12 protein-coding genes are annotated in these 17846 nt (G+C 56.8%); 11 read left to right on the forward strand and 1 reads right to left on the reverse strand.

Annotated features, from left to right (window positions below):
* Nucleotides 1–43: 43 nt before the first annotated feature.
* The gene (locus Mag101_RS01310) at nt 44–535 is read left to right on the forward strand and encodes a chemotaxis protein CheW (protein WP_077399705.1); all 492 of its coding nucleotides are present in this window, start codon (nt 44–46) and stop codon (nt 533–535) included.
* A 119-nt stretch (nt 536–654) separates the two neighbouring features.
* Here the strand turns inward: Mag101_RS01310 and Mag101_RS01315 are convergent, their stop codons facing one another.
* Nucleotides 655–3345, reverse strand: coding sequence for a penicillin-binding protein 1A (locus Mag101_RS01315; protein WP_077399708.1), 2691 nt, complete (start codon nt 3343–3345; stop codon nt 655–657).
* Between the two features lie 155 nt (nt 3346–3500).
* Here Mag101_RS01315 and Mag101_RS01320 point away from each other — a divergent pair, with 155 nt between their 5' ends.
* The 10 genes from Mag101_RS01320 (at nt 3501) to hemE (ending at nt 17744) form a co-directional block, all read left to right on the forward strand.
* A complete protein-coding gene (locus tag Mag101_RS01320; RefSeq protein ID WP_077399711.1) occupies nt 3501–4577 on the forward strand; it encodes a pilus assembly protein PilM in 1077 nt (358 codons plus the stop codon).
* Nucleotides 4578–4580: 3 nt separating this feature from the next.
* Entirely contained in the window at nt 4581–5165 is a 585-nt protein-coding gene (locus Mag101_RS01325) for a PilN domain-containing protein (protein ID WP_077399714.1), read from the forward strand.
* A gap of 2 nt (nt 5166–5167) precedes the next feature.
* Nucleotides 5168–5788 (forward strand): type 4a pilus biogenesis protein PilO, encoded by a 621-nt coding sequence (locus Mag101_RS01330; RefSeq protein ID WP_077399718.1) that lies wholly within the window; start codon nt 5168–5170, stop codon nt 5786–5788.
* The gene (locus Mag101_RS01335; RefSeq protein WP_077399721.1) at nt 5785–6312 is read left to right on the forward strand and encodes a pilus assembly protein PilP; all 528 of its coding nucleotides are present in this window, start codon (nt 5785–5787) and stop codon (nt 6310–6312) included. Before Mag101_RS01330 ends, Mag101_RS01335 begins: the two co-directional genes overlap by 4 nt.
* 1 nt (nt 6313) lies before the next feature.
* Nucleotides 6314–8539, forward strand: coding sequence for a type IV pilus secretin PilQ family protein (pilQ, locus tag Mag101_RS01340; protein WP_077399724.1), 2226 nt, complete (start codon nt 6314–6316; stop codon nt 8537–8539).
* A 29-nt stretch (nt 8540–8568) separates the two neighbouring features.
* The gene (locus Mag101_RS01345) at nt 8569–9060 is read left to right on the forward strand and encodes a shikimate kinase (RefSeq protein WP_232325088.1); all 492 of its coding nucleotides are present in this window, start codon (nt 8569–8571) and stop codon (nt 9058–9060) included.
* 69 nt (nt 9061–9129) lie between these two features.
* Nucleotides 9130–10215 (forward strand): 3-dehydroquinate synthase, encoded by a 1086-nt coding sequence (gene aroB / locus Mag101_RS01350; protein WP_077399727.1) that lies wholly within the window; start codon nt 9130–9132, stop codon nt 10213–10215.
* A 399-nt stretch (nt 10216–10614) separates the two neighbouring features.
* Nucleotides 10615–15066 (forward strand): glutamate synthase large subunit, encoded by a 4452-nt coding sequence (gene gltB / locus Mag101_RS01355; protein ID WP_077399732.1) that lies wholly within the window; start codon nt 10615–10617, stop codon nt 15064–15066.
* A gap of 15 nt (nt 15067–15081) precedes the next feature.
* Complete coding sequence (locus Mag101_RS01360) at nt 15082–16500, forward strand: FAD-dependent oxidoreductase (protein ID WP_077399734.1); 1419 nt, start codon at nt 15082–15084, stop codon at nt 16498–16500.
* 164 nt (nt 16501–16664) lie between these two features.
* Nucleotides 16665–17744 (forward strand): uroporphyrinogen decarboxylase, encoded by a 1080-nt coding sequence (gene hemE, locus Mag101_RS01365; RefSeq protein ID WP_077399737.1) that lies wholly within the window; start codon nt 16665–16667, stop codon nt 17742–17744.
* Nucleotides 17745–17846: the final 102 nt, after the last annotated feature.

Consider the following 17846-nt stretch of genomic DNA (forward strand, 5'->3'; position numbering starts at 1 on the left):
AAGAGAATTTTGATGCCACAGTAGGTGGTGGAGCGTACATAGCATGAGTGGAAATGGCGTAGATACCCTGTCTAGCAACGAGGTACCGACCGAGGTCAGCAGTCTGTTGCTGCCGCTGGCGGATGGTCAGTTGTTGGTGCCGGTGGATACACTCTCTGAAATTATCGCCCTACAGAGCCCGGTATCGGCGTTCGATGCGCCGGACTGGTACATGGGTGAGCTGCACTGGCGTGAGTTGCGCTTGCCGCTGATTTCGTTTGAGGTGATGCGCGGTAGCCCCATGCCTGTATTGCGCAGTAACTGTCGTATCGCGGTGCTCAGTAGTGGCAACTCGGATGGTGATCTGCCGTTTTTTGCGGTAGTGCTACAGGGCACTCCGCGCTTGGTGCGGGTAACGCCTGCGGATCTGGCTGGCCGCGAAGGGGATTGTGCCATGGGCGAGCTCATGCACGTTTCGGTCACTGGCGAGGCCGCGGTGATTCCCGATCTGGGTACACTGGAAGAGGCCTGCCTCGACTATCGCAGTTCGCGATAGGGTTGCCGAAGCTTAGCTGGGGCAGTGGCTCTGGTGGGTATTGCGAATAAAACCTGCATCCAATAAAAAACGCCGCCCCTTGGGGCGGCGTTTTTTATTGGTCTGTGTAACCCGAATTGTTAGAACAGCTCTTCCGGCACAGACTCCTGCGACTGGCTGTCGCTGTTTGATGGGTTGCTGGGTCCATCCGAGTAGATCGAAGGATAGTTGCTGTAGGTTTCGCGGCTGGGCACCCGGTTGGCGCGGAAAATTTCAAAAATACCGCCGCGTGAGGTGCGCATGCCGGTACGCGGGTTGATGCGCGTGGTCACAATGTCCTCCGGTTGCGGCAGGTGGCGCTCGGGCAGGCCGTCGAGGGCGGCCGACATAAAGTCGATCCAGATGGGCAGTGCGGCAGAGCCACCATACTCATTGCGGCCGATCGGTGTGTTGTCGTCGAAACCTACCCAGGTGCTGGTGGCCAGATAAGGGCTGTAACCGGAGAACCAGGCATCGCGCGGACCGTTGGTGGTACCGGTTTTGCCGGCAATATCGCCGCGCTTCATCGTCAGCGCCTTGCGGCCGGTGCCCAGCTTGACCACATCTTTCAGCATGGAATCCATGATAAATGCCGTTTCCGCCTGCATCGCGCGCGGTGCGCGGGGGCGTGCCTGCTCATCAGCGCTCAGCGGTGCCACAGGCAGTGTGCGCAGCTCTAGTGGCTCCTCCTCATTGGCGCTAGCTGCCGCTTCGTGCCGCACCGACTGCAGATCGATGGGCTCAGCTTCCGAAGTGGGCGCTTCGCCCGGCAGTGGGCAGTCCCGGCACACGGTCAAGGGCAATGCTTGGTAAACGGTATCGCCGTGGACGTCGAGCACCTGATCAAGCAGGTAGGGTTCCACGCGGAAGCCACCATTCGCGAAGGCCGCATAGCCGCGCACCATTTCGAGCGGGGTGAGCGCTGAAGTGCCGAGGGCAATGGAGAGGTTGCGGTCCAGCTTGGAGCGATCGAAGCCAAACCCCTCGGTGTAGGACAGTGCGCGGTCCAGTCCCAGCGCTTGAAGCAAGCGAATGGAGACCATGTTGCGGGACATATACAGCGCTTTGCGCAAGCGGGTCGGGCCGAGGAAGGTGCCGCCGTCGTTCTCAGGGCGCCATACATCCTCGAGATTGGTTTGTTCAAAAATGATGGGGGCATCATTGATGATGCTGGCTGCGGTATAGCCATTCTCAACCGCGGCCGCGTAAATAAAGGGCTTGAAGCTGGACCCTGGCTGGCGTGCCGCCTGCGTGACCCGGTTGAAGTGGCTCTGACGGAAGTCGTATCCACCTACCAGGGCGCGAATAGCGCCGTCTTCCGGTTCCAGTGACACCAGTGCGCCCTGCGCCGCCGGTACCTGCGTGAGATGCCACTCTTCCCGGTCTTCCGGCGCCTCGGCCGGCTCTCCTTGCTCAAGCCCTTCAGGGGTCGAGAAGGGGTCCTCGGTAATATTGGTGTCTGCCAGCGCCTCGGCCGCGGATGCCAGCGCCGCTTCCTGGGCGGCTTTCTGCTCCGCAGCAATCTGCTCTGCGCTGATCACAATGCGGCGCAGGCGCACCACATCGCCAGGCGCGAACATTTCCTCTGCCGAGGTCAGTCGCGCTCCGCGCGCGTTTTCGGAAATATACGGGCGAATACTGCTGAGACCGTTCTCCCAGGCAATTTCAACAACTCTACGGTCACGCAGCTGTACCATCAGGCTCTGGGGGTTGACCGCGGTTACCACTGCGGGCTCGAGGCCCCCGAGTACTGGAATTTCCTTCAGCAGATCCACGAGCTGGTCGTTGTCCGCCAGGAGTTCAACGTCCAGGCGCTGTTCCGGCCCGCGATAGCCATGGCGGCCATCGTAAGTCTCGAGTCCGTGCTGCAGGGCCTTGCGCGCGGCGTCCTGAAGCCCGCTATCAACGGTGGTAATGATCTGATAGCCATCGGTGTAGGCGGCGTCGCCAAACAGGTCTACAGCCTCTTTACGCGCCATTTCTGCGACGTAAGGCGCACTCAGGTCCAGATCGCGGCCGTGGAATCGCGCGCTAACCGGCGCAGTAATGGAGTTCTTGTACTCGTCCTGATCGATATGCCCCAGATCGAGCATACGCTTCAGAATCCAGTTGCGGCGCACCAGCGCCCGAGACGGGTTGGCAATCGGGTTGTAGGTTGAGGGGGCTTTAGGCAGGCCCGCCATCATTGCCCACTGGGCCAGATTCAGGTCATTGATATCTTTGCCGTAGTAGACCTGGGCGGCCGCCTGGAAACCGTAGGCACGGTTGCCGAGGAAAATTTTGTTGATGTAAAGCGCCAGAATTTCGTCTTTGCTCAACTCCTGCTCGATTTGTAGGGAAAGCAGGATCTCGTTGAATTTGCGGATAAAGCGCTGTTCGCGGCTCAAGAAGAAGTTCCGAGCCACCTGCATGGTCAGGGTGCTGCCCCCAGACTGGATGGAGCCGCTGGCAATCAACTGGCGCGCAGCCCGCATCAGGCCTTTGATCGAGACGCCGCTGTGGGAGTAAAAGCCGTCGTCCTCTGCAGCCAGAATGGCGTTAATGAACATTTCCGGCGTCTGGTCGATGGTGATCGGGCTGCGGCGCTTCTCACCGAACTCGCCGATCAGCTTCATGTCCCGGGAGTAGATGCGCAATGGGGTCTGCAGGCGGATATCGCGCAGACTTTCCACCGACGGCAAGCCCGGTTTCAGGTACAGATAGATGCTGGAAAACGCCATGGCGCCGGCGGCGGCGCCGGCCAGAGCCAGCCACAGCAGTGACAACAGGCGGTTGCGGGCTTTTTCGGTCATTGAGATGCTTCTGTATACGTCTTAATCAATTATATCGGCACTGTTCGACAATTATACGAATAATGTGCACTGATACCTATGCAAAAGGCGGTTGCGGCTGTAATTTAAAGTGCTATAACATCAAACCTCCATAACCCACGGAAAAGATAAGAAAAATGGGGATGCTCCCTTTTCTCAATAAGGGCCCGAAAGCCATGCTTGGGCTCGATATTAGCTCCACCTCGGTCAAGTTGCTCGAACTGAGTCGCAGTGGCGACAAATATCGGGTGGAAAGCTATGCAGCCGAGCCTCTGCCCCCGAATGCGGTAGTGGATAAGAACATCAATGATGTCGGTGCCATTGCCGAGGCTATCCGCAAGGTCGTGCGCCGGTCCAAGACCCGCCTGCGTCAGGCGGCTGTGGCTGTTTCCGGCTCTGCGGTCATTACCAAGACCCTGGATATGCCCGCCGACCTCTCCGACGATGCGCTGGAAGCCCAGATTGCGCTGGAAGCGGATCAGTACATTCCCTACCCCCTGGACGAGGTAAATCTCGACTTCGAGGTGCAGGGACCCTCCGAAAAAGGAGAGGGCCAGGTTGAGGTGCTGCTGGCCGCGTGTCGCAGCGAGAACGTGGAGCAGCGGATTTCAGCGTTGGGCGAGGCCGAGTTGCAGCCGGGCGTGGTGGATGTAGAAGCCTACGCCATCGAGCGCGCTTATACCCTGTTGGACAATCAGTTTCCGGCCCAGGAGCAGCTGGTGGTCGCGGTAATTGATATTGGTGCGACTATGAGTGCTCTGTCAGTCATGGTTGACGGTCGCACTGTATACACCCGTGAACAGTTGTTTGGTGGTCGCCAGTTGACCGATGAAATCCAGCGCCGTTACGGGCTGTCAGCAGAAGAGGCCACTCTGGCCAAGCGTCAGGGCGGCAGCGGCTTGCCTGACGACTACTACCCGGAAGTGCTTGAGCCCTTCCGCGATGCGGTGGTGCAGCAAGTGATGCGCTCCCTGCAGTTCTTCTATTCCTCAACTTCGTACAGCGACGTGGACTACATCCTGCTGGGTGGCGGTGTTGCCGCCATGGACGGGCTCGCCGAACTGGTGGGTGAAAAACTTAACAAGCCTACGCTCGTGGCCAACCCGTTCCGGGATATGAGTGTCGCGTCCCGGGTGAACCGCCAGGCTCTGGTGAGTGAGGCACCGTCCCTGATGATCGCTGCAGGCCTCGCCATGCGCGAAAGGGAGTTCTGATCGATGGCAAAAATTAACTTACTCCCATGGCGCCAGGAATTTCGGGCGCAAAAGCAGAAAGAGTTTCAGCAGGTTGCGGTTGTGGTGGTGCTTGCGGCCGCAGTCTCGGTATTCATGTGGATGAAAACCGTCGATGCGCAGATTGCCAATCAGAATGAGCGCAACCAGTTGCTGAATACCGAGATCGCGGCGCTAAATAAGCAGGTGCGAGAGATTAAGGAGTTGAAGCAGCGGCGGCAGGAGCTGATTGACCGCATGCGTGTGATTCAGGAGCTGCAGGGCAATCGCCCTCTGGCGGTGCGTTATTTCGATGAGATGGTGCGCGCTGCTCCAGAGGGGCTGTGGCTCACCGAGCTCAAGCGTGCCGGCAAGACTCTCGAGATTTCCGGTGTGGCGGAGTCCAACAATCGGGTTTCCTCATTTATGCGCAGTCTCGACCAGTCTGAATGGTTCCAGTCACCTAACCTGACGGGTGTTACGGCCAAACCAGAATTTGGTGAGCAGGCCAGCGCGTTTGAAATGACGGTCAGTGTCAGCGGCCGCAAAAAAGAAGAAGGCGCTGATGACGGCGCCAATAGTGGAGCGTAATCGTGGCGCTTGAAGATACTTTAAAGCAGCTTAATGAGCTGGACATCAACGATATCGACTTTTCCCGCGTCGGAGTCTGGCCTCTCGCTGGGCGTGTGGCTCTGTTGATTGTGATTTCTGCCGTGCTGATTGGCGGCGGTTACTTTTTCATGATCAAGGACCGCTACGGTCAGCTGGAGTTTGCTGAGAATAAAGAGCGTCAGCTATTTACTCAGTTTGAGCGCAAGTCTTTCGAGGCCGCCAACCTGGAAGCGTATCGCGAGCAATTGGCGGAGATGGAAGAAACTTTCGGGGCTCTATTGAAACAGTTGCCCAAGGACACTGAAGTGCCAGGCTTGCTGGAAGATATCGACGAATTTGGCCGCGGCAGCGGTTTGACCATTCAAAAGATTGCGCTCGAGGGTGAGCAGGTTGGTGAATTCTATGTTGAGCTGCCAATCCGCATCGAGGTGCAGGGTGGTTACCACGAGTTTGGTGCATTTATTTCCGGTATTGCCGGCATGCCACGAATCGTCACCTTGCACGACTTTGAAATCGGTACCAGTAAGGACAGTTCTGCACTGCTGAATATGGTGGTGCGTGCCAAGACCTATCGCTATAAGGATCAGGGAGAAGAAGGATGAAAAAATACTTCGCTCTGACCGCGGCAATGCTGGCGCTCACTGGTTGTAGCCTGGACGGTAGTCACGGTGACCTGCGCCAGAAGATGGCGGCAGTAAAACACAAGCCCAAAGGGCAAATTGAGCCTATCCCCACATTTACGCCTTACAGCCCGTATGTGTACAGTGCTGCGGCTATGCGCAGTCCTTTCATGCGTCCGGTGCTTGAGGCTGATCAGCGCTTGGTGGGACGCAAGCTGGACGTGGCTCCAGATGTGAACCGGCAGAAAGAGTTGTTGGAGCGCTATCCGTTCGATGCTCTTTCTATGGTGGGTACCCTTTCCAGGAGTGGGCAGTTATGGGCACTGGTAAATGATGGTGATGGCGGCATCCACCGTATCACTATTGGTAATTACATGGGTAAAAACCACGGGCGGGTGGTCAACGCCTCGTCGTCACAACTCGATGTACTCGAAATTGTGCCGGATGGCACCGGTAGCTGGATTGAACGGCCGCGGGCACTGACTTTGGAAGATAAGGACAACTAAAATGATCATCAAGCAACTCGCCCGGGTATTGGCCTGGGGCGCCAATAAGCTGTCGCGCGCAAAAGCGTTGCTGCTGGGTCTGCTGATTCTGCCTTTGGCGGTGCCGAGTATGGCCAGCCAGTTGAACGATATCCAGTTCTCCGAGCTGCCGGGTAGCCGCCTGCAGTTGCGTCTCACCTTTAGTGATGTACCACCGGAGCCCACTGGTTACACCATTGAGCAGCCTGCACGTATTGTGATGGATTTCGCTGGTGTGGAAAGCGTGCTGCCGCAAAAAAAATACAGCATGGATATCGGCGCGGCGCGCAGTGCGGTGATCGTATCTGGGGAAGATCGCACACGTTTAATTCTGAATCTGGACAAGCTGCCGGTTTACACCAGTGAGCGCGTTGGTAACCAAGTGGTCCTTGAAGTTGGTGCCGACAGTGCAGCCACTGCCGCAGTCGCTGCTGCGCCAGTGCGTAGTGCCACCAATATTGGTGGCAGCGCGCAGTTCAAAGCCGCAAGCAACGTTGGTATCAGCAATGTGGATTTTCGACGCGGTGAAGGTGGTGAGGGTAAGGTTATTGTCAGCCTGAGCGATCCCGCGGTAAACATCGATGTCGAACGTACTCGCGGCAAAATCGTGCTGACGTTCCTGGGCGCGGAGCTGCCGCCATCCCTGCGCCAGCGCTTGGACGTAACCGATTTTGCAACGCCGGTTAGTGCTATCAGTGTCGATTACGACGGCCGTAATACCGTAATTACTGTGGATCCCCACGATGGCGATTACGATTACCTGGCCTATCAGGCAGACAACGAATATGTGCTGAGCGTTAAGCCGCTGACCGTAGCGCAGGTACGCGAAAAGCAGCAGGAGTTCGCTTTTGTCGGTGAAAAGCTGTCGCTGAACTTTCAGGATATTGAAGTGCGTTCGGTTCTGCAGCTGATTGCCGACTTCACCGACCTGAACTTGGTGGCGAGCGATACTGTTCAAGGGCGTATCACCCTGCGTCTCGACGGTGTGCCCTGGGATCAGGCACTGGAGTTGATCCTCAAGGCTAAAGGCTTAGATAAGCGTCAGGAAGGCAATGTCATCATGGTGGCGCCGGCTGCCGAGATTGCCGAACGTGAGCGTCGTGAGCTGGAAACCCGTAAGCAGCTGGAAGAGCTGGCGCCCCTGCGTACCGAATATATTCAGATTCGCTATGCAGACGCCCGTGAGCTTTTTGCCTTGTTCGCGGGTAACCAGGGCGGCGGGCAGGGCGGTGGCTTTGGGCAGGGTAATTTTGCCGGCGGTCGCGAAGACCAGGAAGGTCGCAGCATCTTGTCTACTCGCGGTAGCGCGATCGTTGACGAGCGTACCAATACCATCATTCTGACTGACACCGAAGAGAAGATTGCCCAGTTCCGCGATCTAATCAATGCAATAGATATTCCGATTCGTCAGGTGATGATCGAAGCGCGTATCGTTACCGCGAATACCGGCTTCTTGCGCGATATCGGTGTGCGCTGGAGCTATATGGAAGATCACAATGTCGGCGATGACGGTCTTGGCATTGGTTCTGGTTCGCAGGTGGGTCTGATTTCAGACGGTGATGGCAGTGTCCCCGATCTTAGTTCACCGCAGACTCTGCATGACCCGATGCTCGTTGATTTGGGTGTCTCCAATTCCGTGGGTAGTGTGGCCTATGCCATTCTGAAGGATGATTTCCTACTTGGTCTTGAGTTGTCCGCTTTGGAAGATGTCGGCAAAGCGGAAATTGTTTCCCAGCCGAAAGTAGTGACCGGTGATAAGCAGGAAGCCAGCATACGCTCTGGTGTTGAGATTCCTTATCTGGAAGCGACTTCTTCAGGTGCGGCGTCGGTAACCTTTAAGGAAGCTGTGCTGCTGCTGAATGTCATCCCGCAGATTACGCCCGACAACAACATCATCATGAATCTGAATATCGATCAGAACAGTGTTGGTGAGCTGTTTACCAACGTGATTACCGGTGCTCAAATTCCGGCAATTAACGTGAACTCTCTGCAAACCAAAGTGCTGGTTGCCAATGGTGAGACCATCGTGCTGGGTGGTATCTTCGAAGCGCAGACTCTTGAAGGTGAGACCAAGGTGCCGTTCCTGGGTGATATCCCCTTCCTCGGTCACCTGTTCAAGCGCACCAGTCGTGAAGAGGACAAGCGTGAACTGTTAATCTTCATCACGCCTCGCATCATGCAGGACGAGTTCCTGTCCTTTAGCAAGTGATCTCCGAGCCTATCTTTCTTGTCGGTCCCATGGGGGCCGGCAAGTCAACTATCGGTAAATTACTGGCAGCCCAGCTCGGGCTGCCTTTTGCCGATTCTGACAAGGTGCTGGAAGATCGCACCGGTGCCGACATTCCCTGGATCTTTGATGTAGAGGGGGAGGCCGGTTTCCGTCGGCGGGAAAGTGAGGTGCTGGGGGATCTGTGCAATGGTGTGGCACAGGTCATCGCGACTGGCGGGGGCATTGTCCTAAAAGCGGAAAACCGCGAGCTTCTCAAGCAGGGCGGTTTTATTGTTTATCTGCGAGCGAGCCTCGATCAGTTGGTGGAGCGCACTTCGAAAAACAGCAATCGCCCCTTGTTGCAGGTGGCCGACCCGCGAGCGAAGCTGGCGGAAATTCTCGAGCAGCGCGAAGCTTATTACGCGGAGGTTGCGGACCTGGTCTGCGATACTGACAACTGTACTCCAAAGCAGGCTGCACAGCTTGTTGCGGATCGTCTCGCCGAGCAGTCCGCCACGTAAGTACTTTCTGCAGGCCCTCTCTGTCCTACCTCTTTTTTATATCCAATTTGTGCGCGTTAGGGAGTAACCATGCACCGTCTTGATGTCGACCTGGGTGAGCGCAGTTATCCGATCCTGATTGGCTCGGGGCTGTTAATTGATTCCTCACAGTTTGAGCAATATATCCGTGGTAAACAGGTGCTTGTTGTTACCAATGAGACCATTGCGCCGCTGTACCTGAAGACGGTGCTCGACGGCTTGAAAGCCTTTTCTAAAGTCGATGTGGTCGAGCTACCCGATGGTGAGGCATTCAAGACCCTGGATACCGTCAACCGTGTATTCGATAGTCTGCTGGAGAATCGGCACGATCGTGGCACCACCATCGTTGCCTTGGGGGGCGGTGTAATCGGCGATATGAGTGGATTTGCTGCGGCCTGTTATCAGCGTGGCGTGGATTTTGTGCAGGTCCCAACTACCTTGCTGTCCCAGGTGGACTCTTCCGTTGGTGGTAAAACTGGTGTGAATCACCCGCTCGGGAAAAACATGATTGGCGCCTTTTATCAGCCGCAGCTGGTACTTATCGATATCGATACCCTCAACACGCTTCCCGACCGCGAGCTTTCTGCAGGTATTGCAGAGGTCATCAAGTACGGAATGATCTGTGATCCAGCGTTCTTCGGCTGGCTGGAAGAAAATATGGATTTGTTGCTGGCGCGGGATCCGCAGGCCCTGGCCTACGCCGTGGAACGCAGCTGCGCGGATAAGGCCGCGGTGGTTGCGGAGGACGAAAGGGAGTCCGGTCGGCGTGCGATCCTGAACTTCGGCCATACCTTTGGTCACGCAATCGAGGCGGTGCAGGGGTACGGTAAGTGGTTGCACGGTGAGGCTGTGGCCGCTGGTATGGTGATGGCGGCAGAGTTGTCCTGTTTGCGCGGATGGATTGGTAAGTCCGAGGTTGAACGGTTGCGCGCGCTGCTAACAAAAGCCAGCTTGCCGCAACAATCCCCTGAAGATATGACGGTTGACGACTACCTGAATGCAATGTCGGTGGATAAGAAGGTGCAGGACGGCAAACTACGCCTGGTCCTTTTGCGCGCCCTGGGTGACGCACAAATCGTCAGTGACACGCCGAAAGATCAGTTGGTTGAGGCGTTGCGCGCCTGCGGCGCACAGTGATGAATCTGTAGTTTTTTTACCAAAGTGAGGATTCTTTGTCTGAACTTGCGCTAAAAAGAAGATAAATCGGTCGAACTGCCCGCTAACAGCGGAAAAAACTGCCAAATCTTGCAATTGCAGGGGCACGCGAGTAATATTGCGCGCCCCCCCGGTGAAAGCCGGGGAAAAGAGCCGATAACAATAAACGCAGGCTCGCAGCGAGCGAGCAACACCAAGCCCTTTATGTGGGCTTTTTTTGTCACTGGGGTTTCGAAAATTCAGTGGATTCTGCGGCACCTTTGGCTCGAGAGTAGATAAATATACCCCCGGGAACGGTCTCCAACTGTGACCTGATTGTCACTGCGCAGATGTAGTGGCGTTCATCGCCCGCCGGGTAGCGATAACACTTTGAGGAATTCTATGGGTAGCGGTCTGTATCGATTGGATGAGTTCAAAGATAACTGTGGCTTTGGACTGATCGCCCACCTGAAGGGCCAAACCAGCCACAAGTTATTGCAGACAGCGATTGAGTCGCTGACCTGTATGACTCACCGCGGAGGCATTGCCGCCGATGGCAAAACCGGCGATGGTTGTGGTCTGTTGCTGCAAAAGCCAGACAGCTTCTTACGCGCCGTGGCCAAAGCAGAGCTTGGCCAGGACCTGAGTGACCTGTACGCGGTCGGCTCCATCATGTTGCCCCTGGATGAGGCCGAGGCCTCCAGTGCACGTGCAATTCTTGAGCGCGCCCTGCAAGAGCAAGGTCTGCAGGTGGCGGGTTGGCGTGTGGTGCCGACCGATGAAGAGTGTCTGGGGCCGATTGCCCGTGAATCCCTGCCGCGCTTCGAGCACCTGTTGATCAATAACGCGGAAGAAGCGTTGGAGCAACAGCAGTTCAATGCGCGACTGTTTGTCGCTCGCCGCAAGGCTGAGCAGCAACTTACACAAGATACTTATATAGGTAGCCTGTCCACCGCGGTGCTCTCCTATAAGGGTCTGATGATGCCCGCGGACCTGCCCAAATTCTTCCCGGATTTGGCCGATCCCCGCCTGGAAACCGCGATTTGCGTATTCCACCAGCGCTTTTCGACCAACACCATGCCGCGTTGGCCGCTGGCGCAACCGTTCCGCATGCTCGCGCACAATGGTGAAATCAACACCATTACCGGCAACCGCAACTGGTCGGTAGCGCGTACCAACAAGTTCATCACCGAGCTGGTACCGGAGCTTTCCGAGCTGACACCGCTGGTAAATCGCGTCGGCTCCGACTCCTCCAGCCTCGATAATATGCTGGAGCTGTTGACCGTGGGCGGCATCGATATGCATCGCGCAATTCGCATGCTGGTACCACCGGCATGGCAGAACGTCGACACCATGGACTCCGATCTGCGAGCCTTCTACGAATACAACTCCATGCACATGGAGCCCTGGGATGGTCCCGCCGGATTGGTACTGACCGACGGCCGCTATGCGGTTTGTACCCTGGACCGCAATGGTTTGCGTCCGTCGCGCTGGGTGATCACCAAGGACGACTTCATTACTGTTGCTTCAGAGGTGGGTACCTACCAGTACGATCCCGCAGACGTGGTTGCCAAGGGGCGCCTCGGGCCAGGTCAGATTCTATCTGTGGATACCTTGAAGGGTGAACTGCACCACACCGGTGAGGTGGATGGCGAGCTGAAAAAAGCGCACCCATACAAGAAGTGGCTGAAAGAAAAAGCCCGTCGTATTCGCTCCACTCTGGTGACTGCACCGGTGGACAACAATTTCTCCCTGGATCAGTTCAAGGTCTACCAGAAGCTGTTCAGCTCTTCACTGGAAGAGCGTGATCAGGTGATCCGCCCGTTGGCGGAATCCGGTCAGGAAGCGGTCGGTTCCATGGGTGACGATACGCCCATGGCGGTGCTGTCGGAAGGCAACCGTTGTCTGTATGACTATTTCCGCCAGCAGTTTGCACAGGTGACCAACCCGCCGATCGACCCGCTTCGCGAAACGATCGTCATGTCCCTGGAGACCTGCCTGGGCCGTGAAAAATCTGTGTTCGAGGAAACCATCGAACACGCGGACCGCGTGATTTTGTCTTCGCCGGTGCTCTCGCACATGAAATACACCGCGCTGCTGGATCTCGGGCGCGAAGAGTTCACGGCCAAGGTTTTCGACCTGAATTACGATCCCGCGCAGCTGGATCTGAAAAGCGCGATCGAAAAGCTGTGTCGCGAAGTGGCCGACTCGGTGCGCGAAGACGGTACCGTAATCGTGGTGCTGTCTGATCGCGAAATCCAGCAAGGCAAGCTGCCGATCGATGCCCTGATGGCGACCGGTGCCGTGCATCACCATCTGGTGCACGCAGGCCTGCGTTGTGATTCCAACATTGTTGTCGATACCGCAACTGCGCGCGACTCACACCAGCTCGCGTGCTTGATTGGTGTTGGTGCTACCGCAGTGCACCCGTACTTTTCCTACAGCATCATTAATCATTTGATCGAAACTGGTGAGCTGCTGCTGGATGCGGCTACCGCGCAGAAGCATTACCGCACTGGTATCTGCAAAGGCCTGTTGAAGATCCTATCGAAGATGGGTATCTCCACCATTGCCTCTTATCGCGGCTCGCTGCTGTACGAACTGGTGGGACTGTCTCAGGAAGTGATCGACCTGTGTTTCCCGGAAGCACCGGCACGCGTGCTCGGTGCTGGTTTTGCCGAGCTCGAGGACGACATGCGTGCTCGTGCCCAGCTGGCATGGAAACCGCGTAAGAAGGTTTCTCCCGGCGGCCTGCACAAGTTTGTCTACGGCGAGGAGTACCACGCGTTTAACCCGGACGTTGTACAAGCGTTGCAGCAAGCTGTGCGCACTGGCGATTACGGGGCCTGGCGAGATTACGCCACGTTGATCAACCAGCGCCCGGTTGCCACCTTGCGTGACCTGCTGGGTTTGAAAAAAGATGTACAGCCGGTTCCACTGGAAGAGGTAGAGCCTGCGGAAAACATTCTGCGTCGTTTCGATTCCGCAGCCATGTCCCTCGGGGCACTGTCTCCAGAAGCCCACGAAGCACTGGCGCAGGCGATGAACCGCCTGGGTGGCCGCTCCAACAGTGGTGAAGGTGGTGAGGATCCGGTGCGCTTCGGTACTGATAAAGTATCCAAGATCAAGCAGATTGCCTCCGGCCGTTTTGGGGTTACCCCACACTATCTGGTGAATGCCGAAGTGCTACAGATCAAGGTTGCCCAGGGCGCCAAGCCCGGTGAGGGCGGCCAGCTGCCCGGCGGTAAGGTAAACCAGTTGATCGCGCGTTTGCGTTACTCGGTGCCCGGTGTGACTTTGATTTCACCGCCCCCGCACCACGATATCTATTCCATTGAGGATCTCGCGCAGCTGATTTATGACCTCAAACAGGTCAATCCCGATGCGCTGGTATCTGTGAAACTGGTATCACGCCCCGGTGTTGGCACCATTGCTGCCGGTGTGGCCAAGGCCTATGCGGATCTGATTACCATTTCCGGATACGACGGCGGTACCGCAGCAAGCCCGATTACCTCCATTCGTTATGCTGGTTCTCCCTGGGAGCTGGGCCTGGCGGAAACCCACCAGACTCTGCGTGCCAACGATCTGCGTGGCAATGTGCGCGTACAAACCGATGGCGGCCTGAAGTCCGGTCTCGATGTGATCAAGGCGGCGATTTTGGGTGCCGAGAGCTTTGGCTTTGGTACCGCGCCGATGGTCGCACTGGGTTGTAAGTACCTGCGGATCTGCCACCTCAACAACTGTGCCACCGGTGTTGCCACTCAGAACAAAGAGCTGCGTGACGAGCATTACATCGGCACCGTGGAAATGGCGATGAACTTCTTCAGGTTTGTGGCCGAAGAAACCCGCGAGTGGATGGCGAGCCTGGGCGTGCGCAGCATGGATGAGCTGGTAGGTCGCGTTGACCTGCTGGAAACGCTGGATGGCGAAACCAGCAAGCAGAAGACCCTGGACCTGTCGCCACTGTTGCACACCGACGAGCTGCTCGACAGTAAGCCGCAGACCTGTCAGTTGGCCAAGAATGAGCCATGGGACAAAGGATTGTTGGCGGAGCGCATGGTGAAAGAGACCTTGCCGGCCATTGAGAACCTCGCCGGGGGCGAGTTCAGCTTTGAACTTACCAACTGCGACCGCTCCATTGGTGCGCGTCTGTCTGGTGAGATTGCCAAGCGTCACGGCAATCAGGGCATGGTGGATGCGCCAATCAAGTTGCGCCTCACCGGTGTTGCCGGTCAGTCCTTCGGTGTGTGGAATGCCGGTGGCCTGGAGATGTATCTCGAAGGCGACGCCAACGACTATGTTGGTAAAGGTATGGCCGGCGGTAAGCTGGTTATTCGTCCGCCGCAAGGCAGTGAATTCGCCTCGCAGGAAACCAGCATTGTTGGTAACACCTGTCTGTACGGCGCCACGGGCGGCAAGTTGTTCGCGTCCGGTTGCGCCGGTGAGCGCTTCGGTGTGCGTAACTCCGGTGCCTACGCCGTGGTTGAAGGTGCCGGCGATCACTGCTGTGAGTATATGACCGGCGGTATGGTTGCGGTGCTGGGGAAAACCGGGGTCAACTTCGGTGCAGGTATGACCGGTGGTTTTGCCTATGTATTGGATATGGATCGCGACTTCTTCGACAAGTGCAACCACGAGCTGATCGAGCTGCGCCGTATCAGCAGTGAGGCCCTGGAGGAATACCAGAGTCACCTGCGCGAAGTGATTGAAGAATTCGTGGCCGAGACCGGCAGTGCCTGGGGCGCGGAGTTGTTGGATAACTTCGACGATTACCTCAATAAATTCTGGTTGGTGAAGCCGAAGGCGGCCAGCCTCGCCGGACTGCTGTCTGATGTGCGCAAGCGCGGCGAATAAGGGGGAAAATTACTTATGTCAGAACGTCTAAACAACGATTTTCAGTTTATTGACGTGGGCCGAGTGGACCCCGCCAAGAAAGACATCATTACCCGCACTAACCAGTTTGTGGAAATTTACCAGCCGTATACGGAGAAGCAGGTCGCCAATCAGGCGCACCGCTGTCTGGATTGTGGTAATCCCTACTGTGAGTGGAAGTGCCCGGTACACAACTACATTCCAAACTGGCTGCGCCTGATCAGTGAGGGCAACATCATGGAAGCGGCGGAGTTGAGTCACCAGACCAACTCCCTGCCGGAAGTGTGTGGCCGCGTGTGCCCGCAGGATCGCCTGTGTGAAGGGGCCTGTACCCTGAACGATGGTTTTGGTGCGGTTACCATCGGTAATGCGGAGAAGTACATCACCGATACGGCGTTTGCGCTAGGTTGGCGTCCGAATATGGACGCGGTGAAAAAGACCGACAAGCGCGTGGCGATTGTCGGCGCTGGCCCCGCGGGCCTTGCCTGCGCGGATGTGCTGGTGCGCAACGGTGTTCAGCCGGTGGTGTTCGACAAGCATCCGGAAATTGGTGGCCTGCTGACCTTCGGTATCCCCGAGTTCAAGCTGGAAAAGTCCGTGATGCAGCAGCGTCGCGCAATTTTTACTGAGATGGGTGTGGAATTCTGCCTGGAAACCGAAATCGGCAAGGATATTACCTTTGACCAGCTGATGTCGGATTACGATGCCGTATTCCTGGGCATGGGTACCTACAACTTCATGAAGGGTGGCTTCCCCGGTGAAGACCTGCCAGGCGTGTACGACGCGCTGCCGTTCCTGATTTCCAATGTGAACCGCAACATGGGTTGGGAGAAGAACGCGGAAGACTTTATTTCCGTGGAAGGCCAGCGTGTCGTGGTGCTCGGTGGTGGTGATACGGCCATGGACTGCAACCGCACTTCAATTCGTCAGGGCGCTCAGCGTGTTAGCTGTGCCTACCGTCGTGATGAAGAGAATATGCCGGGTTCCCGCCGCGAAGTGGCCAATGCGAAAGAAGAGGGGGTTAACTTCCTGTTCAATCGCCAGCCCGTGGGTATTGTCGGTGATGGCAAGGTTGAGGGTGTCAAAGTTGTGACTACCCAGCTGGGCGAGCCCGATGAAAACGGGCGCCGTCGCCCAGAAGTCGTGCCCGGTTCTGAGGAAATTATTCCAGCGGATATCGTGCTGGTTGCCTTCGGCTTCCGTCCAAGTCCGGCCGAGTGGTTTGGTGATCACAATATCGAAGTGGCCGACTGGGGTGGCGTGGTTGCGGCGGAGAAGCAGGAATACAAATTCCAGACTTCCAATGAGAAAGTGTTTGCCGGTGGCGATATGGTGCGCGGCTCCGACCTGGTGGTAACTGCCATCTGGGAAGGTCGTCAGGCGGCCGAGGGTATCCTGGACTTCCTCGAGGTCTGACCTTGTAGCCGTGATCCTTTCAGGTGGAGCCGTCAGCAAGATATCTGGCGGCTCCGCTTTTCGGCGATACTTCTGTATAAACTCATTGCTCCGTCATTGGACTCCCTGTCCTAAATCCCACCTCGAGAGTACAATGGCCGCCCATTTATCCGGCCGTTGCACTCATGTCTGACAATCAGTTCGCGCCCCTTCAAAACGATCGCTTTCTCCGCGCCCTTCTGCGCCAGCCCGTAGACCGCACTCCCATGTGGATGATGCGCCAAGCCGGTCGTTATTTACCGGAATACCGCGCCACCCGCGCCAAAGCCGGCACCTTTATGGATCTGTGCCGCAACACCGAACTGGCTTGTGAAGTGACCCTGCAGCCGCTGGAGCGCTACCCGCTGGATGCGGCAATTCTATTTTCCGATATTCTCACCATCCCGGATGCCATGGGACTGGGCCTGTATTTCGAAGAGGGTGAAGGGCCTAAGTTCAAGAAACCTGTCCGCACCAGCGCGGATATCGCCGCGCTCGAAGTGGTAAACACGGCGAAGGACCTGGATTACGTCACCAACGCGGTAACCGCCATCCGCCGTGAGCTGAATGGTCGTGTGCCGCTGATTGGTTTCTCCGGCAGCCCCTGGACCCTGGCTACCTACATGATTGAAGGTGGTTCCAGCCGCGACTTTGCCCGTGCCAAGGAGATGCTCTACAACCGCCCCGAGGACATGCACCAGCTGCTGTCGGTGCTGGCGGATTCCGTAATTGATTATCTCAATGCGCAGATTCGCGCAGGTGCCCAGGCGGTACAGATTTTTGACACCTGGGGCGGAGCCCTCAGCCACACTGCCTACCGGGAGTTCTCTCTCGCTTATATGGCGCGAATTGTGCAGGGACTGATCAAGGAGAATGATGGCCGCCAGGTGCCGGTGATACTGTTCACCAAAGGCGGCGGTCAGTGGCTGGAGGCAATGGCCGATACCGGAGCCGATGCACTTGGTTTGGACTGGACTACCGATATTGCCCAAGCCAGAGCGCGCGTGGGGGGCAAGGTGGCACTGCAGGGCAATATGGACCCGTCTATTCTGCTGGCCAAACCTGAGCGTATTCGCGAAGAGGTCGCGTCTATTCTGGCAAGTTATGGTCGCGGTAGTGGGCATATCTTTAACCTTGGCCATGGTGTGACGCCCAAGGTGGACCCGGCGCATGCAGGGGCAATGTTTGATGCGGTGGTGGAGCTGTCCCCGCAATATCACGATTGACGTCAATGTGCCCAAATCGTATTTCTTTGATCGAAAGTGTGGGTTTTACACCTAAAGAGAGGAAAAGCGCCAAAATGGCGGCTTTTTGATTAACTGGATCCC

This window comes from Microbulbifer agarilyticus, assembly GCF_001999945.1.
In the GTDB taxonomy this organism is placed as follows: domain Bacteria; phylum Pseudomonadota; class Gammaproteobacteria; order Pseudomonadales; family Cellvibrionaceae; genus Microbulbifer; species Microbulbifer agarilyticus_A.